We start from the raw sequence: 23729 nt of genomic DNA on the forward strand, positions 1-23729 counted from the left end.
CAGAGGCGGAAGGCAATTTCGATGGTGGAGATCAAGACTCCCGAGCAGATCGCGAAGATGCGTGAGGCGGGGCTGGTCGTCGCCGCGATCCACGCCGCGACCCGTGAGGCGGCCGTGCCCGGCGCCACCACGCACGATCTGGACCAGGTGGCCCGCAAGGTGCTCGCCGACCACGACGCGAAGCCGAACTTCCTCGGCTACGGCGGGTTCCCCGCCACGATCTGCACCTCCGTGAACGAGGTCGTGGTGCACGGCATCCCGGACGAGAAGACCGTCCTCAAGGACGGCGACATCATCTCGATCGACTGCGGCGCGATCATCGACGGCTGGCACGGCGACGCCGCCTACACCGCGTTCGTCGGCACCGGACACGCCCCCGAGCTGGTCGAGCTCTCCCGGGTGACCGAGGAGTCGATGTGGGCCGGGATCGCGGCGATGAAGAAGGGCGGTAGGCTCGCCGAGGTATCGAAGGCGATCGAGGGCTACATCCGCCGCCAGCCCCGCCCGGCCTCCGGCAAGTACGGGATCATCGAGGACTACGGCGGCCACGGCATCGGCTCCGAGATGCACATGGACCCGCATCTGCTGAACTACGTCGACAAGCGCCGCCTCATCGGCCGGCACAACCCGAAGCTGGTCCCGGGCTTCTGCCTGGCGATCGAGCCGATGGTCTCGCTGGGCACACCCCGCACCCAGGTGCTGGAGGACGACTGGACGGTCATCACGACCGACGGAACCTGGTCCTCGCACTGGGAGCATTCGATCGCGCTGACCGACGAGGGCCTGCTCGTACTGACCGCGCCGGACGGCGGCAAGGCCAAACTGGCGGAGCTGGGTGTGACGACGGCCCCCGACCCGCTCGGCTGACCCGGTCGGCTTAAGGATCTTGACAGTGGGGCATCCTTCCCGGATTCGTCTTTATGGATGCCCTGACGTAGACTGACTCGTCGGCTCGCGTATACCCGTATGTCTTCATGCATGTCATGTCGGCCTGCGTGCTTTACGGAGCCGATCAAGGTAGCCGATTCGAAGGGCGAAGCGTGGCCAAGAAGCAAGGTGCCATCGAAATCGAGGGCACCGTGATCGAGTCCCTCCCGAACGCAATGTTCAAGGTGGAACTTCAGAACGGTCACAAGGTCCTAGCGCACATCAGCGGCAAGATGCGGATGCACTACATCCGTATCCTCCCGGATGACCGGGTCGTCGTGGAGCTGTCTCCGTACGACCTGACGCGTGGTCGGATCGTCTACCGCTACAAGTAGATCTTGCCCGCACCCCGCCTCGCGGCGCGGTGGTGGCACCGACCCGGAGAACCTGACATCCCATGAAGGTCAAGCCGAGCGTCAAGAAGATCTGCGACAAGTGCAAGGTGATCCGCCGTCACGGTCGGGTCATGGTCATCTGCGACAACCTGCGCCACAAGCAGCGCCAGGGCTGACGCACGACCTGCACCTCGCAGTTCTTCGCGCGACGCACGTAAATACGTACATACGCAGGGCCCGCCCAGCCGACACGGCGGGCGACACCTCCGGCGGGGGCCGGGGACCCGGAACAGCGGCTACGCATCGGTAGCCGCTTTCGTCCGGGAGAGGCTCTGCGGAAGACCCCCGATATCAACAGGAGCCATTGAATGGCACGCGTTTCAGGTGTTGACATCCCGCGCGAAAAGCGCGTGGAGGTTGCCCTCACCTACGTCTTCGGCATCGGGCGCACCCGGTCCAAGGAAGCCCTGGCCGCCACCGGTGTTGACCCCAACACCCGCGTTCGTGATCTGGCCGAGGAAGACCTGGTCAAGATCCGCGAGTACGTGGACGCCAACCTCCGCACCGAGGGTGACCTCCGCCGCGAGATCCAGGCCGACATCCGCCGCAAGGTCGAGATCGGCTGCTACCAGGGTCTGCGCCACCGTCGTGGGCTTCCGGTCCACGGCCAGCGCACCAGCACGAACGCTCGTACCCGCAAGGGCCCGCGTCGCGCGATCGCCGGTAAGAAGAAGCCGGGCAAGAAGTAGTCCTCAGCAGGGACGCTGTTCAGCGGTCTTCGCTGTAGGACCGATCACCTCCACTCCACCGGGAGTAAGACATGCCTCCTAAGGGCCGTCAGGGTGCTACCAAGAAGGTGCGCCGCAAGGAAAAGAAGAACGTCGCTCACGGGCATGCCCACATCAAGAGCACGTTCAACAACACGATCGTCTCGATCACGGACCCCTCGGGCAACGTGATCTCCTGGGCCTCCGCCGGCCACGTCGGCTTCAAGGGCTCGCGCAAGTCCACCCCCTTCGCCGCGCAGATGGCCGCCGAGTCGGCCGCCCGCCGCGCGCAGGAGCACGGCATGCGCAAGGTCGACGTCTTCGTCAAGGGTCCCGGCTCCGGCCGTGAGACCGCGATCCGCTCGCTCCAGGCCACCGGCCTCGAGGTCGGTTCGATCCAGGACGTCACCCCCACCCCGCACAACGGCTGCCGCCCCCCGAAGCGGCGTCGCGTCTGACGCTCCGGCGTCGGACTGTTCTCCAGGGTTACGCGGGCGGTACGGCCTCTTTCCGGCGTACCGCCCGTACTCTTGTAGAACTCGTACTCTTGTAGTACGTGCATCACAGCAGTACGCGCACCACAGCAACACCTTGGGGGCGTCAAATAGTGGGCGCCCACGACTGAAGGATCACCGCATGCTTATCGCTCAGCGTCCGTCGCTGACCGAAGAGGTCGTCGACGAGTACCGCTCGCGGTTCGTGATCGAGCCGCTGGAGCCGGGCTTCGGCTACACCCTCGGCAACTCGCTCCGCCGCACGCTTCTCTCCTCCATTCCCGGCGCCGCTGTCACCAGCATCCGCGTCGACGGTGTCCTGCACGAGTTCACCACCGTGCCGGGCGTCAAGGAGGACGTGACCGACCTCATCCTCAACATCAAGCAGCTGGTCGTCTCGTCGGAGCACGACGAGCCGGTCGTGATGTACCTGCGCAAGCAGGGTCCCGGCCTGGTCACCGCCGCCGACATCGCGCCGCCGGCCGGTGTCGAGGTGCACAACCCCGACCTGGTCCTCGCCACGCTGAACGGCAAGGGCAAGCTGGAGATGGAGCTGACCGTCGAGCGCGGTCGCGGCTATGTCTCCGCCGTGCAGAACAAGCAGCTGGGCCAGGAGATCGGCCGTATCCCGGTCGACTCCATCTACTCCCCGGTGCTGAAGGTCACGTACAAGGTCGAGGCGACCCGTGTCGAGCAGCGCACCGACTTCGACAAGCTGATCGTCGACGTCGAGACCAAGCAGGCCATGCGCCCCCGTGACGCCATGGCATCGGCTGGCAAGACCCTGGTCGAGCTGTTCGGTCTGGCCCGCGAGCTCAACATCGACGCCGAGGGCATCGACATGGGCCCGTCGCCGACGGACGCCGCGCTCGCCGCCGACCTGGCCCTGCCGATCGAGGAGCTGGAGCTCACCGTCCGGTCGTACAACTGCCTCAAGCGCGAGGGCATCCACTCCGTGGGTGAGCTCGTGGCGCGTTCCGAGGCCGACCTGCTCGACATCCGCAACTTCGGTGCGAAGTCGATCGACGAGGTCAAGGCGAAGCTGGCCGGTATGGGCCTCGCGCTCAAGGACAGCCCGCCCGGATTCGACCCGACCGCCGCCGCCGACGCCTTCGGCGCGGACGACGACGCGGACGCCGGTTTCGTGGAGACCGAGCAGTACTGACACACCTCCGGCCGGGACCCCGGGACTTCCGGGGCCCCGGCCGTGCACTTCCGGCGGGCAGCAGCCCGCCGGTAACTGACACCGGTACCTGATACGGCCGGTGCAGATCACAAGGAGAAACACCATGCCGAAGCCTGCCAAGGGTGCCCGTCTGGGCGGCGGCGCCGCGCACGAGCGTCTGCTTCTCGCGAACCTCGCGAAGTCGCTGTTCGAGCACGGCCGCATCACCACGACCGAGGCCAAGGCTCGCCGCCTGCGTCCGGTCGCGGAGCGTTTCATCACCAAGGCGAAGAAGGGCGACATCCACAACCGTCGCCTCGTGCTGAAGTCGATCACGGACAAGGGCGTCGTCCACACGCTCTTCACCGAGATCGCCCCCCGGTACGAGAACCGCCCCGGTGGCTACACCCGCATCACCAAGATCGGCAACCGTCGTGGCGACAACGCCCCGATGGCGGTCATCGAGCTGGTCGAGGCGCTGACCGTGGCCCAGGAGGCCACCGGTGAGGCCGAGGCCGCGACCAAGCGTGCCGCCAAGGACGCTGCCCCGAAGACCGAGGCCCCGGCCGAGGTCGTCGAGGACGCCAAGCCGGTCGAGGCGGAGTCGAAGGACGCCTGAGCCCACTGAGGCCAGTATTCTGAAGACAGCTGAACGGGCTCGTATCTCCCTCCGGGGCGGTGCGGGCCCGTTCTTCTTGTGGGGGGTGGGCGGCGCGGTGGTACGCGCCGCCGGGACGTGCGGCGGGGCGGGGTGCGTGAGGCTGAGAGGATGCGCTGGTGAGCGATGAGGTGGAACCCGGTTCGGTACGGGTGCGGCTGGACCTTGCGTACGACGGCAGGGACTTCTCCGGCTGGGCGAAGCAGAACGAACGGCGCACGGTGCAGGGCGAGTTGGAGTCCGCCATCCGTACGGTGACCCGGTCGGCCAGGACGTACGACCTGACGGTCGCCGGACGCACCGACGCCGGGGTGCACGCCCGCGGCCAGGTCGCCCAGGTCGACCTCCCGCGCGAGGTGTGGGAGGAGCACCGCGGGATGCTGCTGCGACGGCTGTCCGGGCGGCTGCCCCAGGACGTCCGGGTGTGGCGGGTGGCCGAGGCGCCGCCGGGGTTCAACGCCCGGTTCTCGGCGATCTGGCGCCGGTACGCCTACCGGGTGAGCGACCGGCCCGGCGGGGTCGATCCGCTGCTGCGCGGGCATGTCCTCTGGCACGACCGGGAGCTGGACCTGCCCGCGATGAACGCCGCTTCGCAGGCGCTCATCGGGGAGCACGACTTCGCCGCGTACTGCAAGAAGCGCGAGGGCGCGACCACCATCCGCACCCTCCAGCAGCTGCTCTGGGAGCGCGGCACGGACGGGATCGTCACCGGGACCGTGCGGGCCGACGCCTTCTGCCACAACATGGTCCGCTCGCTGGTGGGCGCGCTTCTCGCGGTCGGTGACGGGCACCGGCCGGCCGAGTGGCCGGGGGAGGTGCTGGCCGCCGCGGTGCGCGATTCCTCGGTGCGCGTGGTGCGGCCACATGGTCTGACCCTGGAGGAAGTGGGCTACCCTGCCGACGAGTTGCTGGCCGCCAGGAGCCGTGAGGCACGTAATATGCGGACGCTGCCGGGGGCCGGCTGCTGCTGAGACGGGGCGGCCGGACGGGCCCCGGGACAGCGCACACCGGACGGCGCCACGCGCGGAGCGGACCGGACAGCGCACACCGCCGACGTACGGAGGAGACCCGATGCCCCAGCCCTCCGCGGCCGGACCCTTCCCCCCGGAACCGACCCCTCCGGAACCCACTCCTCAGAAAGCGCCATCCCGGGAAGCGCCATCTCAGGAGCCCGCCCCCCAGGAGCCGATCCCCCCGGAGTGGGGCGCGCTGCCGCTGACCGTGGTGATGCCGACGTACAACGAGGCTGCCAGCCTGCCGCGTACCGCCGACGCCGTGCTGTCGCTGCCGCTGCCCGGCCTCCAGCTGAAGGTGGTCGACGATGCCAGCCCCGACGGGACCGGCCGGCTGGCCGACGAGCTGGCCGCCGGTTACAACGCGGCGGGCGCCCCCGGAGCCCGGCCGCGGATGACCGTGCTGCACCGCACCGAAAAGGACGGCCTGGGGCGCGCCTACGCGGCCGGGATGCTGGCCGCGCTGGACGAGGGCGCCGAGTACGTCGTACAGATGGACGCCGACGGCAGCCACCCCGCCGCTGTCGTGCCGCAGCTGCTGGGCACCGCCCTGGCGACCGGCGCGGGCTTCGTCGTCGGCAGCCGGTATGTCGACGGCGGCTCGCTGGACGAGGACTGGGGGCTGCACCGGAAGGTCCTGTCGCGCTTCGCCAACCAGTACGCGCGCACCATCCTGGACACCCGGATCCGTGACATCACCGCCGGTTTCAACCTGTGGCGGGCGCGGACGCTGCGCGCGGTGGACCTGACGACGCTGGGCAGCGCCGGGTACGGCTTCCAGGTGGAGCTGAAGTTCCTTGCCGTACGCCGCGGTTACAACGGTGTGGAGATCCCGATCCGCTTCGAGGAGCGCACCGACGGGGTCTCCAAGATGGACCTGGCGACACAGGTCGAGTCCGCGCTGCTGCCGCTGCGGCTGAGGCTGCGGCACCGGGGCGGCGGCGCGGCCGGCTGAGTCCCGGGCGGGGGCGGGTTCAGCCCGCCGGGGCGGTGGCCGCCGCCGAGGCCTGGGCCTGGCCGCGCGCCACGATCTGCCGGAAGGTGAACTCCGCGACGTCGTCGCCCGCCGTGAAGACACTGGCGTCGGACTGGGTGACGTTCTTGCCGCTGGTGAAACCGCCGACCGTGAAGTAGGCGTAACGGCCGTAGGCGTTGGCGGTCCTGCGGCAGACCGAGCCGTTGCGGCAGAAGGTGGGCACACCCGCGCCGTTGAGCGAGGCTATACCGCCGGCCGACTGCTTCATCGCCTTCCGGGCCTGCGCTTCGGTGTCGAAGACCGCGACACCGATGGTGACCGCGATGCCTCCGGTGCTGAACGTCGCCCGGATGACCTGCCCGCAGCCGTTGCCCACCAGCACCGACCCGAGCGCACCCTGGGTGACCGACGCGCAGGCGGTGGTGCGGTGCGTGGCCGCCTTCCGGTACGTGTGGTCGCCGACCGCGATCGTCGGGCGGGGGAAGAGGGTGGCGGCGCTGAGCGGGGCGGTGTCCTTCTTCGAGCTGGAGATGAACTCCTTGGGGTCGGGCGGCGGAGCAGGGGCCTTCGGCGTGAAGGACGGCAGCGCCTCGCCGCTCCTGGTCGGCAGCGCCTCGGGGGAGGGGAGGTTCTTGCCCGACGTACCGGATCCGCCGCCCGCGGCGACGACCACGGCCGCGACGAGGGATCCCACCACGGCGGTCGCCACGACCCCGCCACCGATCAGCAGCAGTTTCCTGCGCCGGCCGCGCGCGGCGCTCTCGTCGGCCATCGCCGCCCAGTCGGGTGTTCCGCCGGGGGCCCCACCAGGAGCCCCGCCGGTCCCGCCGGGTGTCCGGCCGCCCGGGGCCTGCCACCCGCCGCCCGCGCCGTTGCCGGCGTTGCTGTTGTTGTCGGTGTTCCGCTGCGAATCCCCCGGCCCCCAGGAGGGCCCCCCTTGCCCGAAGCTCATGCCGCGCATACTAATCGCGCTCCGCCGGGCCCGAGCCCCCAGGGGCACCGGAATCCGGTTGCCCTCCTGGGGCGGCCGTGGGCGACAATCCGGTGCATGGGACATCTTGAAGCGGGCCATCTTGAGTACTACTTGCCGGACGGGCGGGTGCTGCTCGGTGATGCCTCGTTCCGGGTGGGCGACGGAGCGGTGGTGGCCCTGGTGGGGGCCAACGGCGCCGGGAAGACCACCCTGCTCAGGCTGATCGCGGGGGAGATCCAGCCGCACGGCGGGACCGTCTCGGTGAGCGGCGGTCTCGGCGTGATGCGGCAGTTCGTCGGCTCGGTCCGCGACGACCGTACCGTCCGTGACCTGCTCGTCTCGGTCGCGCAGCCGCGGATCCGGGAGGCCGCCCGCGCCGTGGACGCCGCCGAGCACCTGATCATGACCGTCGACGACGAGTCGGCGCAGATGTCGTACGCGCAGGCCCTGAGCGACTGGGCCGAGGCCCAGGGGTACGAGGCCGAGACCGTCTGGGACATGTGCACCATGGCGGCGCTCGGTGTCCCGTACGACAAGGCGCAGTTCCGCGAGGTGCGGACGCTCTCCGGCGGCGAGCAGAAGCGGCTGGTCCTGGAGGCGCTGCTCCGGGGGCCCGACGAGGTGCTGCTCCTCGACGAGCCTGACAACTACCTGGACGTACCGGGCAAGCGCTGGCTGGAGGAGCGGCTGAAGGAGACCCGTAAGACGGTGCTCTTCGTCTCCCACGACCGGGAGCTGCTGTCGCGGGCCGCCGAGAAGATCGTGAGTGTGGAGCCGGGCCCCGCGGGCTCCGACGTCTGGGTGCACGGCGCCGGGTTCGACACGTACCACGCGGCCCGCAAGGAGCGCTTCGCGCGGTTCGAGGAGCTCAAAAGGCGCTGGGACGAGGAGCACGCCCGGCTGAAGGCGCTGGTGCTGCGGCTGCGGAACCAGGCGGCGAGCAGCCCGGACATGGCATCGCGCTACCGGGCCATGCAGACCCGCTTCCAGAAGTTCGAGGAGGCAGGGCCGCCGCCCGAGCCGCCGCGGGAGCAGGAGATCAGCATGCGGCTGCGCGGCGGCCGTACCGGTGTACGGGCCGTGACCTGCGAGAACCTTGAGCTGACCGGGCTGATGAAGCCCTTCTCGCTGGAGATCTTCTACGGTGAGCGGGTAGCGGTACTCGGCTCCAACGGATCGGGCAAGTCCCACTTCCTGCGGCTGCTGGCCGGCGACGACGTCGCGCACACCGGCCAGTGGAAGCTGGGCGCCCGGGTCGTCCCCGGCCACTTCGCCCAGACCCACGCGCATCCGGAGCTGCTGGGCCGCACCCTCGTCGACATCCTGTGGACGCAGCACGCCAAGGACCGCGGGGCTGCCATGGGGGTGCTGCGCCGGTACGAGATGGAGCGCCAAGGTGACCAGCTCTTCGACCGGCTCTCCGGCGGCCAGCAGGCGCGCTTCCAGATCCTGCTCCTGGAGCTGGCCGGCACCACGGCGCTGCTCCTCGACGAGCCGACGGACAACCTGGACCTGGAGTCGGCCGAGGCGCTGCAGGACGGGCTGGAGGCGTACGAGGGAACGGTGCTGGCGGTCACCCACGACCGCTGGTTCGCGAAGTCCTTCGACCGGTATCTGGTCTTCGGCTCGGACGGCGTCGTCCGCGAGACGACCGAGCCGGTGTGGGACGAGCGGCGGGTGGAGCGGGTGCGGTAGCCGGACCAGCCGTTTTGACCCATCCGGGGCGGCGCGGGTAGTCTCGTGGACTGTTATACGTATCGGCTGCGTCGTTCTCATGCGAAGGGCCCTTACGTAAGTTCCCTGGAGCAGTTACCAGTGGCTCGCATACGGGCAGCGTCCCGGCACTGTGAGCCCCAGCTGCATGATCGCTTCAGCGGTGACATGTGTCTGGACCCCATCCACTGAAGAAGCGAAGGCTACGAAGTGCGTACGTACAGCCCCAAGCCCGGCGATGTCACTCGCCAGTGGCACATCATCGACGCGCAGGACATCGTCCTGGGCCGTCTGGCGACGACCGCCGCCACCCTCCTGCGGGGCAAGCACAAGGCGATCTACGCCCCGCACATGGACATGGGTGACTTCGTCATCATCATCAACGCCGAGAAGGTCCACCTCTCCGGCAACAAGAAGACCCAGAAGATGGCGTACCGCCACTCCGGCTTCCCGGGTGGTCTGCGTTCCGTCCGCTACGACGAGCTGCTCGAGAAGAGCCCCGAGAAGGCCATCGAGAAGGCCATCAAGGGCATGATCCCCAAGAACACCCTGGGCCGTCAGGTGCTCTCGAAGCTGAAGATCTACGCGGGAGACCAGCACCCGCACGCTGCCCAGCAGCCCGTCCCGTTCGAGATCACCCAGGTCGCGCAGTAACTCCGGCCACCACCTAAGACGTAAAGAAAGATCTGAGGAGAATCGTGGCCGAGACCACTGCAGAGAACCCCGTGGCGGGCACCGAGGGCGAAGAGACCTTCGCCGAGGTGACCACCTTCGAGTCCGAGGTTCCCGTCGAGGGCGAGTACACCAGCGAGTCCCTCGCGGGCCGCTTCGGTGACCCGCAGCCCGCGGCCGGCCTGGGCCGCCGCAAGAACGCCATCGCCCGCGTCCGGATCGTCCCGGGCACCGGCAAGTGGAAGATCAACGGTCGCACCCTTGAGGACTACTTCCCCAACAAGGTGCACCAGCAGGAAGTCAACGAGCCCTTCAAGGTGCTCGAACTCGACAACCGCTACGACGTCATCGCCCGCATCTCGGGCGGCGGCGTCTCCGGTCAGGCCGGCGCCCTGCGCCTCGGCGTGGCCCGCTCGCTGAACGAGGCGGACGTGGACAACAACCGCGCCACGCTGAAGAAGGCCGGCTTCCTCTCCCGCGACGACCGTGCGGTCGAGCGCAAGAAGGCCGGTCTCAAGAAGGCCCGTAAGGCCCCGCAGTACAGCAAGCGCTAAACACGGCTTGCAGGGCCGTATGCACGACCCTGTTCGTACGTTTCGCCCCGGCGGCACCTTCTGTGCTGCCGGGGCGTTCGTTTATCGGGTCCTCCGGCGTATAACGGCACAAGACGTTCACAGCGCTCAGAGACCTGGGTATTCGGAATTTCTCGGAGCATCTTTCGGAGGACAGCAGTGGGACGACTCTTCGGCACGGACGGTGTGCGCGGTGTCGCCAACGTGGACCTGACGGCGGAGCTCGCGCTCGGCCTCTCGGTCGCGGCGGCGCACGTACTCGCCGAGGCGGGCACATTCGAGGGCCATCGGCCGAAAGCGGTGGTCGGACGCGATCCGCGGGCGTCCGGGGAGTTCCTGGAGGCCGCCGTCGTGGCCGGCCTCGCGAGCGCGGGCGTGGACGTCCTGCGCGTCGGTGTGCTGCCCACCCCGGCGGTGGCGTATCTCACCGGTGCGCTGGGCGCCGACTTCGGCGTGATGCTCTCCGCCAGCCACAACGCCATGCCGGACAACGGCATCAAGTTCTTCGCGCGCGGCGGCCACAAGCTCGCCGACGAGCTGGAGGACCGCGTGGAGAAGGTCTACGACGAGCACCGCACCGGCGAGCCGTGGGAGCGCCCGACCGGCGCGGGCGTGGGCCGGGTCCGCACGTACGACCAGGGCTTCGACCAGTACGTCGCCCACCTCATCGGTGTCCTGCCCAACCGGCTCGACGGCCTCAAGGTCGTCCTGGACGAGGCGCACGGCGCGGCCTCCCGGGTCTCGCCCGAGGCGTTCGCCCGCGCCGGGGCCGAGGTCGTCACACTGGGCGCCGAGCCCGACGGGCTGAACATCAACGACGGCTGCGGCTCGACCCATCTGGCGCTGATCAAGGCCGCCGTGGTCGAACACGGCGCCGACTTCGGCATCGCGCACGACGGCGACGCCGACCGCTGCCTCGCCGTGGACGCGTCCGGCGAGGAGGTCGACGGCGACCAGATCCTCGCCGTCCTGGCCCTCGCCATGCGCGAGGCGGGCACCCTGCGGCGGAACACCGTGGTGGGCACCGTGATGTCCAACCTCGGCTTCAAGATGGCCATGGAACGCGAGGGCATCGAGCTGGTCCAGACGGCGGTCGGTGACCGCTACGTACTGGAGTCGATGAAGGAGCACGGTTACGCCCTGGGCGGCGAGCAGTCCGGCCATGTCATCGTCCTGGACCACGCGACGACCGGCGACGGCACCCTCACCGGACTGATGCTGGCCGCCCGGGTCGCGGCCACCGGCCGCACCCTGGCCGAGCTGGCCGGTGTGATGGCGCGGCTGCCGCAGGTCCTGGTCAATGTGCCGGACGTGGACAGGACCCGGGTCGCCACATCGGCGGAGCTGCGGGCGGCGGTGACCGAGGCCGAACACGAACTGGGCTCGACCGGCCGCGTACTGCTGCGCCCCTCCGGCACGGAGCCGCTGGTACGGGTCATGGTCGAGGCCGCGGACATCGACCAGGCGAAGACGGTGGCGGCCCGGCTGGCCGACGTGGTCAAGTCGGCGCTGGGTTAGGGCTGTCCGGCCGGCGCGTTGCGCGTACAGCGCGTGCGGCGTCGGAGACCTGCCGTACGCGCAGCGCAGGGCACGGCGGGGGGCCAGGTCAGGACCGACCCGGCCCCCGCGCCCGGTCGGCCCCGCCTCAGTGCTGTGCCTGGCGGCGGCGTACCGACAGCAGGGCCTTCTGCGCCAGCAGCGTCAGCGTGCCCGCGACCACGATCCCGCCCAGGTTCGCGAGCAGCTGGCTGGCCGAACCCCAGGTCTGGGCGTAGTCGCCGTAGGTGAACGCCACCGCGGCGTTGGCCGCCGCCGGTACCGTCGTCACGGAGATGGCCACCCCGATCAGCGCCCCCGACTTCGCCGAGGTGAGCGAGAGCGTCCCCGCGATGCCCGCGAGGAACGCCACCACGAAGGACAACCGGTCCGGCTGCCAGACGAACGACGTGTTCGGGCGGTCCGCCTCGATCATCCGCAGGGTGAAGAGCCCCAACTCGTCCATGGCCCAGGCGAACCCGGCCGTCAGCACCATCGCGATCGCGAACCCGCCGATCAGCGCCCCCAGCGACCGCCCCACCAGGCGCGGAGCCCGCTGTACGAGCGCCGTCGAGATCCCCGCCAGCGGCCCGAAATCGGGTCCCACCGCCATCGCGCCCACGATCAGGATCGCGTTGTCGAGCATCACACCGCAGGCGGCCAGCATCGTCGCCACGGACATGAACGCCACATAGGTGACGCTGAACGTGGACTCCTCCTCGGTCGCCTGGGTCAGCTCCTCCCACAGCACCGCGTCGGAGCCTTCACCGGGCGCCTGGGCCTCGGCCCGGTCGGCGTGCTCGGAGAGCGTCAGGTCGATGTTCTCGGCCGTGACCGAACCGGTCCGGTCGATGCCGAGCCCGCGCAGCGCGTCGATCAGCCCGTCGCCCGCCTCCCGTGCCACATCGCACAGCACCAGGTCACCCTGCGGATCGCGGGCCGCCCCCGGCATCACCACGAGATGGGTGGTGCCCACCGTCTCCCCGATGAGGTGCAGCACCTCGTCGGTACGGTCGGCGGGCACGATCAGACGCAGATGCAGCACGCGGGCTCTCCCGGCGGTTCAGAGTTTGCGCAGCGAGAGACGCTGGACCTTGTGGTCGGGGCCCTTGCGCACGACGAGAGTGGCACGGCTGCGCGTCGGCGCCACATTCTCCACCAGGTTGGGGTGGTTGATGGTCCGCCACATCGTGCGCGCGTAGTCCAGCGCCTCGTCCTCGGGAACCTGGGTGTACTTCCTGAAGTACGAGGAAGGGTCCTGGAACGCGGTCGCGCGCAGCTTCCTGAACCGGTTCAGGTACCAGCTCTCGATGTCCTCGGCGCGCGCGTCCACGTACACGGAGAAGTCGAAGTAGTCGGCGAGGCCGATCCGGGTGCGGCCGTCGCTGCCGGGGAGCGCGGGCTGCAGCACGTTCAGCCCCTCCACGATGAGGATGTCGGGCCGGCGCACCGTCAGCCGCTCGTCCGGCACGATGTCGTAGATCAGGTGGGAGTAGACCGGCGCGGTGACCTCGTCCCTGCCGGACTTCACGTCGGCGACGAACCGGGTGAGGGCCCGGCGGTCGTACGACTCGGGGAAGCCCTTGCGGCCCGTGAGGCCGCGCCGCTTCAACTCCTCCATCGGATACAGGAATCCGTCGGTGGTGACCAGCTCGACGCGCGGATGCTCGGGCCAGCGGGCGAGCAGCGCCTGCAGCAGTCGGGCCACGGTGGACTTGCCCACGGCGACGCTCCCGGCGACCCCTATGACGAAGGGGGTGCCGTGCTGTGTGCCGTGGCCGTTGCCCGCGTCGCCCAGGAAGGTGTTGAGCGCCCCGCGCAGCCCGTCCGACGCCTGGACGTAGAGGTTGAGCAGCCGGGACAGCGGGAGATAGATGTCGCGCACCTCGTCGAGGTCTATGACGTCACCGAGTCCGCGGAGCTGCTCCACCTCGTCGGCGGTGAGCGGCAGCGGGGTCTTCTCCCGCAGGGCGCTCCACTCGGTACGGGTGAGGTCGACGTAGGGAGTCGCCTCCGGCCTGGGCCGGTGGGCGCTCCGCGGCGGCGGGGAGACCGGAGAGATCACCCGTTCATTGTGACGGCTGTGTGACACCACCGGCGGGTGGGGTGTGTCACTCGGGGGCTCCTGGGTGCGGGAGGGCCGGCCGCTGCGGGCTCTGCGGGCGGCTCCGCCGTAGGCTGCCGGGATGTGCGGAATCGTGGGGTACGTCGGCGGGCAGTCGGCGCTTGATGTGGTCGTCGCGGGTCTCAAGCGGCTGGAGTACCGGGGCTACGACTCGGCCGGCGCCGCGGTGCTCGCCGACGGCGGGCTGGCGGCCGCGAAGAAGGCGGGGAAGCTCGCCCATCTGGAGAAGGAGCTGGCCGAGCGGCCCCTGCCCACCGGAGGGACGGGAATCGGGCACACCCGCTGGGCCACCCACGGGGCGCCCGACGACGTGAACGCGCACCCGCATCTGGACAACGCCGGCCGGGTGGCCGTCGTCCACAACGGCATCATCGAGAACTTCGCCGCACTGCGCACCGAACTGACCGGACGCGGACATGACTTGGCGTCCGGGACGGACACGGAGGTCACGGCGCATCTGCTGGCCGAGGCGTACTCCTCGTGCGGGGACCTGGCGGAGGCGATGCGGCAGGTGTGCCGCCGGCTGGTCGGGGCGTTCACCCTGGTCGCGGTCCACGCGGACGAACCGGATCTGGTGGTCGGGGCGCGGCGGAACTCACCGCTGGTGGTGGGCGTTGGAGAGGGTGAGTCCTTCCTCGCTTCGGACGTGGCCGCGTTCATCGCCCATACGCGGTCCGCGATCGAGCTGGGCCAGGACCAGGTGGTGGAGCTCCGCCGGGACGGAGTGCTCGTCACCGACTTCGACGGGGCACCGGCCGACGTCGTCCGTCCGTACCCCGTCGACTGGGACGTCTCGGCAGCGGAAAAGGGGGGTTATGGCTCTTTCATGCTCAAGGAGATCGCCGAGCAGCCGAAGGCTGTCGCCGACACCCTGCTGGGGCGTATCGATACCGGCGGGCTGCTGACGCTCGACGAGGTACGGATTCCCGCCGCGGTCCTGCGCGAGGTCAACAAGGTGGTCATTGTCGCCTGCGGGACCGCGTTCCACGCGGGGATGATCGCCAAGTACGCCATCGAGCACTGGACCCGGATCCCCTGCGAGACCGAGCTCGCCAGCGAGTTCCGCTACCGGGACCCGATCCTCGACCAGCAGACACTGGTGATCGCCATCTCGCAGTCCGGCGAGACCATGGACACCCTGATGGCGTTGCGCCACGCCCGCGAGCAGGGCGCCAAGGCGCTGGCCATCTGCAACACCAACGGGTCGACCATCCCGCGGGAATCGGACGCGGTGCTCTATACGCACGCCGGGCCGGAGGTGGCCGTCGCTTCGACCAAGGCCTTTCTGACGCAGCTGGTGGCCTGTTATCTCGTCGCGCTCTATCTGGGCCAGGTGCGCGGTACGAAGTGGGCGGACGAGATCCGGGCCGTCATCCGTGAGCTGTCCGCCGTCTCCCGCCAGGTCGAGCGGGTGCTGGAAACCATGGAGCCGGTAAGGGAGTTGGCGCGGTCGCTCGCGGACAAGGACACCGTGCTGTTCCTCGGCCGGCATGTGGGGTATCCGGTCGCGCTGGAGGGCGCGCTGAAGCTCAAGGAACTCGCCTATATGCATGCGGAGGGGTTCGCGGCGGGCGAGCTCAAGCACGGTCCCATCGCTCTGGTCGAGGAGGACCTGCCGGTGGTCGTCGTGGTGCCATCGCCGCAGGGGCGGTCGGTCCTGCACGGGAAGATGGTCTCGAACATCCAGGAGATCCGGGCACGCGGTGCGCGGACCATCGTCATCGCCGAGGAGGGGGACGAGGCCGTCGTGCCGTACGCCGACCACCTGATCCGGATCCCGGCCACGCCCACCCTGCTGCAGCCCCTGGTCGCCGCCGTTCCGCTGCAGGTCTTCGCCTGCGAACTGGCGACCGCGCGGGGCAACGAGGTCGACCAGCCGCGCAACCTCGCGAAGTCGGTGACGGTCGAGTGAGTCGGGTGAGCTGGGTGGGCTGGGTGAGTCGGGTGAGTCGGGTGGATCGGGTGAGTCGGGTGGATCGGGTGAGAGGTGGCTGGTGATGGGGCGGTTGGTAATGGGGTGGCTGGTGAGGGGGTGGTCGGCCGTGGAGCGATTGGCGCGACTGGTGGTGGCCCGGCCGGTGGTGGTCCGGTGATCGTCGGGGTCGGGATCGATGTCGCGGAGATCGAACGGTTCGCCGCAGCGCTGGAACGGACCCCGGAGATGGCCCAACGGCTCTTCCTGCCCGAGGAGTTGCGGCTCCCCGGTGGGGAGCGGCGGGGAATCGCCTCGCTGGCCGCCCGGTTCGCTGCCAAGGAGGCGCTGGCCAAGGCGCTCGGCGCACCCGGGGGGCTGCGCTGGACGGATGCCGAGGTGTTCGTGGAGGAGGGGGGCCGCCCCCGGCTGCGGGTGACCGGCACGGTAGCGGCGCGCGCCGCCGAACTGGGCGTGCAGTCATGGCATGTCTCGGTCAGCCATGACGCGGGGGTGGCCTCGGCGGTCGTGATCGCGGAGGGGTGAGGGGTGAGGGGGCCGCGTGGGGTGAGGGGTTCGCAGGGGTGGGGCGAGCTGCATGGGGCGAGCCGCATGGGGTGATCGTCAGGGGGAAGTTGTCGTGCGTGTGGGGCCGGATGCAGGCGGCCCTGCGTACGGGGCCTCTGTGCGGGTGCGGGTGCGGGCGGGAGGGCGTGCGGCCGGGTGAGGTCGGCGTGGCGTGGGCCGCGGGCGGTTGAGAGCGGCGGGGCGACAGTGGAGGGTTGAGACATGCGTACTGCCTACAGCGTGGAAACCGTACGGACCGCCGAGCGCGAACTGATGGCGAGGCTGCCCGAAGGGGCCCTCATGCAGCGGGCCGCAGCCGGGCTCGCCGCCGCCTGCGCGGATCTGCTGGGGAAGGTGTACGGCGCCCGGATCGTCCTGCTCGTCGGGAGCGGGGACAACGGCGGGGACGCCCTGTACGCGGGCGCACGGCTGGCCCGGCGCGGCGCCGGGGTGGCGGCGGTGCTGCTGGCCCCCGACCGCGCCCACCAGGGCGGCCTGCGGGCACTGCTCGCGGCCGGCGGACGGGTCGACGACGTCTCGGTGGTCGGCCGGGCCGACCTGGTGATCGACGGGATCACCGGTATCGGCGGCCGGGGCGGGCTGCGGCCCGACGCGGTGGCCGCGCTCTGGGCGGTGTCCGACGCGGTGCCGGTGGTCTCCGTGGACCTGCCCAGCGGGGTGTCCGCCGACACGGGTGAGGTCGTCGGCGAGGCTGTACGGGCGGATGCGACCGTGACGTTCGGCGCGTACAAGCCCGCGCTGCTCATCGATCCGGCCGCCGAGTACGCCGGGGCCCTGCGCCTCGTGGACATCGGGCTCGACCTGCCCGTCGTACCGGACCTGGAGTCCCTGCAGTACGCGGATGTGGCGGAGCTGCTGCCGGTGCCGTCGACGGAAAGCGACAAGTACCGGCGGGGCGTCGTCGGCATCGTCGCCGGGTCGGCGCGCTATCCGGGAGCGGCCGTGCTGGCCGTGGCGGGTGCGCTGCGGGGCGGCGCGGGGGCGGTGCGGTATGTCGGGCCCGCGGCCGACGCGGTGATCGACCGGTTCCCGGAGACGCTGGTGCACGCGGGGCCGCCGTCGAAGGCGGGACGTGTCCAGGCGTGGGTCGTGGGACCCGGCCTCGGGGACGACACGTCGGTGGTCGGTGACCTGCTGGCATCGGACGTACCGGTACTGGTGGACGCGGACGGGCTGCGGCATCTGGACGCCCCGGCCGTACGGGCCCGGTCGGCGCCCACGCTGATCACTCCGCACGCGGGCGAGGCGGCCGCCCTGCTCGACGTGTCACGCGAGGAGGTCGAGGGGGCGCGGCTCACGTCGGCACGGGCACTGGCTTCGCGCTACGGGGCGACCGTCCTGCTCAAGGGTTCGACCACCCTCGTCGCGGCCCCCTCCGGCGACACACCGGTCCGGGTGAACCCGACCGGCACGCCCTGGCTGGCCACGGCGGGCAGCGGTGATGTGCTGTCGGGCCTGGCGGGATCGCTGCTCGCGGCCGGACTGGACGCCCGGGACGCGGGCTCCGTCGCGGCCTATCTGCACGGCCTGGCGGCACGCCGCTCTTCCGGCGGGGCCGCCGTGGTCGCCCAGGACGTGGCCGACGGGATCGCGGGGGCCTGGCGGGACGTCTGCGGGTGAGGGGTGAGGGGTGAGGGGTGAGGGGTGAGGGGTGAGGGGTGAGGGCGCCTGTCTCTCCCCCGTCCCCGCCTTGTCATTACCGTGCTGTCCGTCCAGCGCCGTCCGTTCCGTTCGGTTTCGCTTTCCCCTCGATTCGCTGCGTCCGGAAGGCTGCCCGCCCCCGTGTGCCGGGTGATTCGTCCCGTGTCCTGGGTGGGCCGGTCCGTGCCGGGGCGGTCCGCCGTCGCCGGGTGGGGGCCCGCGCTCTGAGAGACTGGGGCGCGATGACGGGGACGGACAGATGGCTGAGGCACGTAGATGACCGGGACGCGTAGTGACTGGGGCACCGAGCCGGCCGGAGCGCTGAGATGAGCGCGGCGACGACCGGGGAGCCCATGCGGGCACGCGCCGAGATCGATCTTGGTGCGCTGCGCGCCAACGTGCGCGCACTCCGGGCCCGAGCGCCCCGTGCCCGGCTCATGGCTGTGGTCAAGGCGGACGCGTACGGCCACGGCATGCTGCCCTGCGCCAGAGCCGCACTCGCGGCCGGAGCCGACTGGCTCGGCACCGCGACCCCGCAGGAGGCCCTAGCCCTGCGCGCTGCCGGAATCCGTGCCCGGCTGCTCTGCTGGCTCTGGACGCCCGGCGGGCCGTGGCGGGAGGCGATCGAGGCCGATATCGACGTGTCCGTGGGCGGCATGGGGGCGCTCGACGAGGTGCGGGCCGCGGCGCGGGCAAGCGGCCGCACGGCACGTATCCAGCTCAAGGCCGACACCGGTCTCGGCCGTGGCGGGTGCCAGCCCGCCGACTGGCCCGAACTCGTCGGCGAGGCTGTCGCAGCTGAGGCCGAGGGGCTGGCCGTGGTCACCGGGGTCTGGTCGCACTTCGCGTGCGCCGATGAGCCGGGCCACCCGTCCATCGCCGCGCAGAAGGACCGCTTCGACGAAGCCATCGCGTACGCCGAGAAGGCGGGACTCAGCCCCGAGGTCCGGCACATCGCCAACTCACCGGCCGTACTGACGCTGCCCGGGACGCAGTACGACCTGATCCGTCCGGGCGTCGCGCTCTACGGGATCTCGCCCGTCCCGCAGCTCGGCAGCGCCGCGGACTTCGGACTGCGCCCCGTCATGACGCTCAGCGCACGCCTGGCCATGGTCAAACATGTACCGGCCGGGCACGGTGTCAGCTACGGCCACCACTACATCACCCCGTCCGAGACCACCCTCGGCCTGGTCCCCCTCGGCTACGCGGACGGTGTCCCGCGCCACGCTTCGGGCAGGGGCCCGGTGCTGGTCGGCGGCAGAGTACGGCGGGTCGCGGGCCGGATCGCCATGGACCAGTTCGTCGTGGACCTGGACGGTGATGAACCGCCGGCGGGCGCCGAGGCGGTGCTCTTCGGGCCGGGCGACCGGGGTGAGCCGACCGCCGAGGACTGGGCGGAGGCCGCGGACACGATCGCGTACGAGATCGTCACCCGTATCGGGCCACGTGTGGACCGTGTGTACGTGAACGAGGAACCGGACGGTGAGCAGCCGGCCGGGTGACCAGGGGCGGGTCGGCGGACAGCGGGTCGGTGTGGGCTGGGTGGCGAGTGTTTCTGCCGTGAGCGTCCGGGCCGCGGAAGTTCAGTGGCCGGGGCACAAGCCGGGCTACGTGCAAGCCGGGCGATGCACAAGCCGGACTACGCACAAGCCGGACTACGCACAAGCCGGACTACGCACAAGCCGGACGATCATGAGCCGGACGACCAGGAGGAGAGCGGCATCGTGAGCGAGAACACCAGCGCGAATGTGGTCCAGGCCGCAGCGGCGGGCGTCGGCTGGCGAAGGGCCGGGGGCATCGCCGGCGCCGCGATCGGGGTACTCGCGGCCGGTGCGGCAGCGGGTGTGGCGGTCGAGCGGCTGACGGTCGGCCGCGGTATGCGCAAGAAGGCACGGCTCGCGCTCGACGCTTCGGGCCCGTACGGCTCACTGCGCGGCACGCCGGGCCGGGCGATCGCCGACGACGGCACGGAGATCTACTACGAGGTCGACACGGCGGACGAGGCCGATGCGCGCGACGCCTTCGAGCTGGGGCCGCCCGGGGACGCCACGGGGCAGGGCGGCGACGAAGCACCCGGCACGAAGCCGGGCGGGACCGGTGCGGCCGGGGCCTCGGGAGCGACCGCAGCCGGAGCGGCCGGCGGCGGTCGGGCGTCCGGGACATCTGCAAAAGGCCGGCCGGCCGGGGCGGCTGAGCGGCGTCCGGCCGGGCGCGGAGCGGCTCAGCCCGCCACTGTCGTCTTCTCGCACGGCTACTGCCTCAACCAGGACTCATGGCACTTCCAGCGCGCGGCGCTGCGCGGTGTGGTCCGTACCGTCCACTGGGACCAGCGCAGCCACGGCCGCTCGGAGCGTGGCCGGGCGCAGGCCGAAGGCGTACCGCTCACCATTGACCAGCTCGGCCGGGACCTGAAGGCGGTGATCGACGCGGCGGCGCCGGAGGGGCCTCTGGTGCTGGTGGGGCACTCGATGGGCGGGATGACGATGATGGCGCTCGGCGACCAGTTCCCCGACCTGATCAGGGACCGGGTGGTCGGCGCCGCCTTCGTCGGCACCTCCTGCGGGAAACTCGGGGAGGTCAGTTTCGGACTGCCGGTGGCGGGTGTGAACGCCGTGCGGCGCGTGCTCCCCGGCGTACTGAAGGCGCTCGGTACCCAGACGGAGCTGGTGGAGCGGGGGCGGCGGGCCACTGCGGACCTGTTCGCCGGGCTGGTCAAGCGGTACTCGTTCGGTTCGAAGGATGTCGATCCCGGCGTGGCCCGGTTCGCGGAACGGCTGATCGAGGGCACTCCGATCGATGTGGTCGCGGAGTTCTATCCGGCCTTCACCGACCACGACAAGGCGGACGCGCTGGCCGCGGACTTCGCCGAGGTGCCCGCACTCGTCCTGGCCGGCGAGAACGACCTGGTGACACCGAGTGCGCACAGCCAGATTATCGCCGATCTGCTGCCCGCGGCCGAGCTGGTCATCGTCCCCGACGCCGGGCACCTGGTCATGCTGGAGCATCCGGAGATCGTGACCGGCCGGCTGGTGGAGTTGCTGGCGAGGGCGGGCGCGGTACCGGCAGACGCTAACGTTGGCCTGTATGGAAGCCCCGCACAGCCCGGCAGCTGACACGGCCGCCGCCGCATTCGACATCCGTCTGACCATCGACTCCCCCGACCGTATGCAGGAGTTGGGCCGTCGCCTCGCCGTACTGCTGCGCCCCGGCGATCTGGTGATGCTCTCCGGCGAACTCGGCGCGGGCAAGACCACTCTCACCCGCGGCCTGGGCGAGGGGCTCGGCGTGCGGGGCGCGGTCACCTCACCGACCTTCGTCATCGCCCGGGTCCATCCGCCGCTGGGGGCCGGCCCCGCGCTGGTGCATGTGGACGCGTACCGCCTGGGCGGTGGGCTGGACGAGATGGAGGACCTCGACCTGGATGTCTCGCTGCCCGAATCGGTGATCGTGGTCGAGTGGGGGGACGGGAAGGTCGAGGACCTGTCGGACGACCGCCTCCGCGTGGTCATCGAGCGGGGCGTGGGCGACACGGACGACGAGCGGCGCGTGGTGACGGTCAGCGGGTACGGAGCCCGCTGGGCGGAGGAAACCCAGCGTGAGGAGTCCCAGCGGGAGGGGTCCCAGCGTGAGGCGATCCGACGGGCAGCCTCCCAGCCGGAGGAAACCCGGCGGGCGGAGACCCGGCGGGCGGGGCTTGAAGCGCTTCGGGCGCTGGGGGAGGGCTGAGCGAGGGAACCCGGGCGCTCGTCGGGCCGAGGAGGGGGTGCAGGCGTACGCGTCTGCGTATCCGGAAATTCACCCCGTACTTTCCGACAAGCCGTCGGCAAGGTGTTGCACAGATCCCACCGGCCGTGGTCACATGGATACCAAGACTTGGTTAGGTCTACCTAACCATGCCTGATCGAGGAGGCCGCCATGTCCGCATCGGAGACCGAAGCGAAGTCGCCGTCCCCCATGTCTATGCGCGATCTGCTCGCCTCCTGCGAGGCGGCGAACGCCGTGTCCACACCACCGCGGGCCCCCGAGCCGGAGCCTGCCCCCGTCACCGGGGAGCCTGAAGAAGAGCGTGACGCCGCGTAATCCGTATGGGTTAATGCTCGGCTGCGTCGGTCGGCCGTGGGCGGATGCAGGGATCACGCGGTTCGCGTGAAACGGGTCCGGGCGAGCAGAGCCGGGCGAGCGCGGCTGGGGCGAGTGGGGCTGGGGTGAGTGGGGGCAGTGCGCGGCCCGGAGTTGCAGAAGGTCATGGCGCCACGACGATCGCTTACGGCACCACGACGATCTTCGTACCGTACGTCGCGAGCGGCCACATCGCGTTGCCGTCCGCGCGCTTCATCCGGATTCCGCCGGTCTTCTGCTCGGGGTCGGGGCTGGCCATCGAGTTGTCCGTGGCCGCGCTGAAGCCGACCGTCACCCCGTTGACGCTGGCGAACCGCACCACGTGTTCGATCGGAACCCCGTCGGAGCCCACCGTGCTGCCTGTGCGCGAAGTCACCTGGTAGGCCCCTGGTCGCGGGCTGACGGCACTCGGCATGACCTCGAAGGTCCGTACGCCGGCACCGGTGTCGCTCACCAGCCACACCCGTTTCGCCGCCAGCGAGTACACGACGCGGGAGCCCGCACCCGAGCGCGGCGGCACCGCGTGGCTGTTCTGGTTTCCCGGCTTGGGAGTGCTCGACGGGCTGGCCGGGGAGGTCGCGGAGGACGAGGGCTTGGGGGCGGCAAGGCTGGCCGGGGCATTCGCCGACGCCTGGTAGGCGAGGAAGCCGACCACGGCAAGAGCTGCCCCGGTGAGCCCGGCCACGATTCCCGAGCTGCTCCTTGACACCTGACGCTCCCCATTTCTCGTACGTATGAATTCTCGGTGACGTTAGCAGCAGTGGGCTGACCGGACGGGGCGCCGTGCCTCCGTCCCGGGAGCCGTAGGCTGTTCGTGTGCTTCTGCTCGCCGTTGATACCGCCACGCCCGCCGTCACCGCAGCCCTCCACGACGGGACATCCGTGGTCGCCGAGTCCAGCCGGACCGACGCCCGCCGCCATGGGGAACTACTGCTGCCCGCCGTCGACCATGTCCTCGCCGAAGCCGGACTGAAGCTGGACGCCGTCACGGGCATCGTCGTCGGCGTCGGGCCGGGACCTTACACCGGGCTGCGGGTCGGGCTGGTGACGGCCGCCACATTCGGTTCCGCGCTCGGCGTGCCCGTGTACGGGCTGTGCACGCTGGACGGTCTTGCCTACGCGTCCGGGCTCGAAGGCCCCTTCGTTGTCGCGACGGACGCACGGCGCAAAGAGGTCTACTGGGCGCGGTACGACGGATTCCGCACACGGCTGGGCGAGCCCGCCGTGGACCGGCCTGCGGACATCGCGGAGCAGGTCGCGGGGGTGCCCGCGGTGGGGGCCGGCGCGCTGCTCTACCCCGACGTCTTCCCCGACGCGCGAGCTCCCGAGCACGTATCGGCGGGGGCCCTCGCGGCTCTGGCAGCCGAGAAACTGACGCGGGGCAGCGACGCCGACAAGGGCGGTGCCGACGCGGCAGAGACGGATGGACGCGACACGGTGACTGCTGAAGGGTTCCTTCCGGTCACGCCGCTCTATCTGAGGCGCCCTGACGCCCAGGTGCCCAAGAACTACAAGGTGGTCACCCCGCAGTGACAGCCGTACT

Annotated in this window: 24 protein-coding genes and 1 pseudogene; 21 read left to right on the plus strand and 4 right to left on the minus strand. The window is 70.6% G+C overall.

Features of this window, described 5'->3' with window-relative positions; all coding sequences use genetic code 11:
- Positions 1–21: 21 nt before the first annotated feature.
- The 9 genes from map (at position 22) to ACFXBC_RS12210 (ending at position 6314) form a co-directional block, all read left to right on the plus strand.
- Complete coding sequence (gene map / locus ACFXBC_RS12170; RefSeq protein ID WP_385022266.1) at positions 22–867, plus strand: type I methionyl aminopeptidase; 846 nt, start codon at positions 22–24, stop codon at positions 865–867.
- Positions 868–1040: 173 nt separating this feature from the next.
- Positions 1041–1262: a translation initiation factor IF-1 gene (gene infA / locus ACFXBC_RS12175; RefSeq protein ID WP_003956442.1), complete on the plus strand. Its 222-nt coding sequence runs from the start codon at positions 1041–1043 to the stop codon at positions 1260–1262.
- Between the two features lie 62 nt (positions 1263–1324).
- Positions 1325–1438, plus strand: coding sequence for a 50S ribosomal protein L36 (gene rpmJ / locus ACFXBC_RS12180; protein ID WP_003956441.1), 114 nt, complete (start codon positions 1325–1327; stop codon positions 1436–1438).
- Between the two features lie 192 nt (positions 1439–1630).
- On the plus strand, positions 1631–2011 hold the full coding sequence (gene rpsM / locus ACFXBC_RS12185; protein ID WP_164264459.1) for a 30S ribosomal protein S13: 381 nt from the start codon (positions 1631–1633) through the stop codon (positions 2009–2011).
- Positions 2012–2082: 71 nt separating this feature from the next.
- Positions 2083–2487: a 30S ribosomal protein S11 gene (gene rpsK, locus ACFXBC_RS12190; RefSeq protein WP_125496499.1), complete on the plus strand. Its 405-nt coding sequence runs from the start codon at positions 2083–2085 to the stop codon at positions 2485–2487.
- 178 nt (positions 2488–2665) lie between these two features.
- Complete coding sequence (locus tag ACFXBC_RS12195) at positions 2666–3688, plus strand: DNA-directed RNA polymerase subunit alpha (RefSeq protein WP_164264460.1); 1023 nt, start codon at positions 2666–2668, stop codon at positions 3686–3688.
- Between the two features lie 124 nt (positions 3689–3812).
- Complete coding sequence (rplQ, locus tag ACFXBC_RS12200) at positions 3813–4307, plus strand: 50S ribosomal protein L17 (RefSeq protein ID WP_164264461.1); 495 nt, start codon at positions 3813–3815, stop codon at positions 4305–4307.
- 158 nt (positions 4308–4465) lie between these two features.
- A complete protein-coding gene (truA, locus tag ACFXBC_RS12205) occupies positions 4466–5317 on the plus strand; it encodes a tRNA pseudouridine(38-40) synthase TruA (RefSeq protein WP_385022272.1) in 852 nt (283 codons plus the stop codon).
- A 256-nt stretch (positions 5318–5573) separates the two neighbouring features.
- The gene (locus ACFXBC_RS12210) at positions 5574–6314 is read left to right on the plus strand and encodes a polyprenol monophosphomannose synthase (protein ID WP_385022276.1); all 741 of its coding nucleotides are present in this window, start codon (positions 5574–5576) and stop codon (positions 6312–6314) included.
- 19 nt (positions 6315–6333) lie between these two features.
- Here the strand turns inward: ACFXBC_RS12210 and ACFXBC_RS12215 are convergent, their stop codons facing one another.
- Positions 6334–7287: a hypothetical protein gene (locus ACFXBC_RS12215; protein WP_385022279.1), complete on the minus strand. Its 954-nt coding sequence runs from the start codon at positions 7285–7287 to the stop codon at positions 6334–6336.
- A 96-nt stretch (positions 7288–7383) separates the two neighbouring features.
- Between ACFXBC_RS12215 and ACFXBC_RS12220 the strand changes: the two genes are divergently transcribed.
- From ACFXBC_RS12220 to glmM, 4 genes are all read left to right on the plus strand, one after another.
- Entirely contained in the window at positions 7384–9003 is a 1620-nt protein-coding gene (locus ACFXBC_RS12220; RefSeq protein WP_385022282.1) for an ABC-F family ATP-binding cassette domain-containing protein, read from the plus strand.
- A 228-nt stretch (positions 9004–9231) separates the two neighbouring features.
- Positions 9232–9675, plus strand: coding sequence for a 50S ribosomal protein L13 (gene rplM / locus ACFXBC_RS12225; RefSeq protein WP_385022285.1), 444 nt, complete (start codon positions 9232–9234; stop codon positions 9673–9675).
- A gap of 44 nt (positions 9676–9719) precedes the next feature.
- Positions 9720–10247, plus strand: coding sequence for a 30S ribosomal protein S9 (gene rpsI / locus ACFXBC_RS12230; protein WP_385022288.1), 528 nt, complete (start codon positions 9720–9722; stop codon positions 10245–10247).
- A gap of 177 nt (positions 10248–10424) precedes the next feature.
- Positions 10425–11783, plus strand: a complete 1359-nt coding sequence (gene glmM / locus ACFXBC_RS12235) for a phosphoglucosamine mutase (protein ID WP_385022291.1) — start codon at positions 10425–10427, stop codon at positions 11781–11783.
- Between the two features lie 127 nt (positions 11784–11910).
- Here the strand turns inward: glmM and ACFXBC_RS12240 are convergent, their stop codons facing one another.
- A complete protein-coding gene (locus ACFXBC_RS12240) occupies positions 11911–12846 on the minus strand; it encodes a DUF389 domain-containing protein (protein WP_385022294.1) in 936 nt (311 codons plus the stop codon).
- Between the two features lie 18 nt (positions 12847–12864).
- The gene (gene coaA / locus ACFXBC_RS12245; protein WP_385022297.1) at positions 12865–13866 is read right to left on the minus strand and encodes a type I pantothenate kinase; all 1002 of its coding nucleotides are present in this window, start codon (positions 13864–13866) and stop codon (positions 12865–12867) included.
- Positions 13867–13987: 121 nt separating this feature from the next.
- On the opposite strand from coaA, the gene glmS reads away from it, so the two are divergent.
- The 7 genes and pseudogenes from glmS (at position 13988) to ACFXBC_RS12280 (ending at position 22147) form a co-directional block, all read left to right on the plus strand.
- The gene (gene glmS / locus ACFXBC_RS12250) at positions 13988–15838 is read left to right on the plus strand and encodes a glutamine--fructose-6-phosphate transaminase (isomerizing) (protein WP_385022300.1); all 1851 of its coding nucleotides are present in this window, start codon (positions 13988–13990) and stop codon (positions 15836–15838) included.
- A gap of 177 nt (positions 15839–16015) precedes the next feature.
- Positions 16016–16384, plus strand: a complete 369-nt coding sequence (locus tag ACFXBC_RS12255) for a holo-ACP synthase (RefSeq protein WP_385022304.1) — start codon at positions 16016–16018, stop codon at positions 16382–16384.
- Between the two features lie 243 nt (positions 16385–16627).
- Positions 16628–18046, plus strand: a complete 1419-nt coding sequence (locus tag ACFXBC_RS12260) for an NAD(P)H-hydrate dehydratase (RefSeq protein ID WP_385022307.1) — start codon at positions 16628–16630, stop codon at positions 18044–18046.
- A 347-nt stretch (positions 18047–18393) separates the two neighbouring features.
- Positions 18394–19569: an alanine racemase gene (gene alr / locus ACFXBC_RS12265; protein WP_385022310.1), complete on the plus strand. Its 1176-nt coding sequence runs from the start codon at positions 18394–18396 to the stop codon at positions 19567–19569.
- Between the two features lie 222 nt (positions 19570–19791).
- Positions 19792–21180, plus strand: coding sequence for an alpha/beta fold hydrolase (locus tag ACFXBC_RS12270; RefSeq protein ID WP_385022313.1), 1389 nt, complete (start codon positions 19792–19794; stop codon positions 21178–21180).
- Positions 21152–21649 (plus strand): annotated as a pseudogene (gene tsaE, locus ACFXBC_RS12275) (tRNA (adenosine(37)-N6)-threonylcarbamoyltransferase complex ATPase subunit type 1 TsaE); the annotation flags it as partial. The gene ACFXBC_RS12270 and the pseudogene tsaE, both read left to right, overlap by 29 nt.
- 333 nt (positions 21650–21982) lie before the next feature.
- Complete coding sequence (locus tag ACFXBC_RS12280; RefSeq protein WP_385022316.1) at positions 21983–22147, plus strand: hypothetical protein; 165 nt, start codon at positions 21983–21985, stop codon at positions 22145–22147.
- A gap of 184 nt (positions 22148–22331) precedes the next feature.
- On the opposite strand, the gene ACFXBC_RS12285 is transcribed toward ACFXBC_RS12280, so the two are convergent.
- Positions 22332–22895, minus strand: coding sequence for a hypothetical protein (locus ACFXBC_RS12285; protein WP_385022319.1), 564 nt, complete (start codon positions 22893–22895; stop codon positions 22332–22334).
- A 107-nt stretch (positions 22896–23002) separates the two neighbouring features.
- Here ACFXBC_RS12285 and tsaB point away from each other — a divergent pair, with 107 nt between their 5' ends.
- Positions 23003–23719, plus strand: a complete 717-nt coding sequence (tsaB, locus tag ACFXBC_RS12290) for a tRNA (adenosine(37)-N6)-threonylcarbamoyltransferase complex dimerization subunit type 1 TsaB (protein ID WP_385022322.1) — start codon at positions 23003–23005, stop codon at positions 23717–23719.
- Positions 23720–23729: the final 10 nt, after the last annotated feature.

The organism is Streptomyces sp. NPDC059398 (genome assembly GCF_042751845.1).
Taxonomy (GTDB): Bacteria; Actinomycetota; Actinomycetes; order Streptomycetales; family Streptomycetaceae; genus Streptomyces.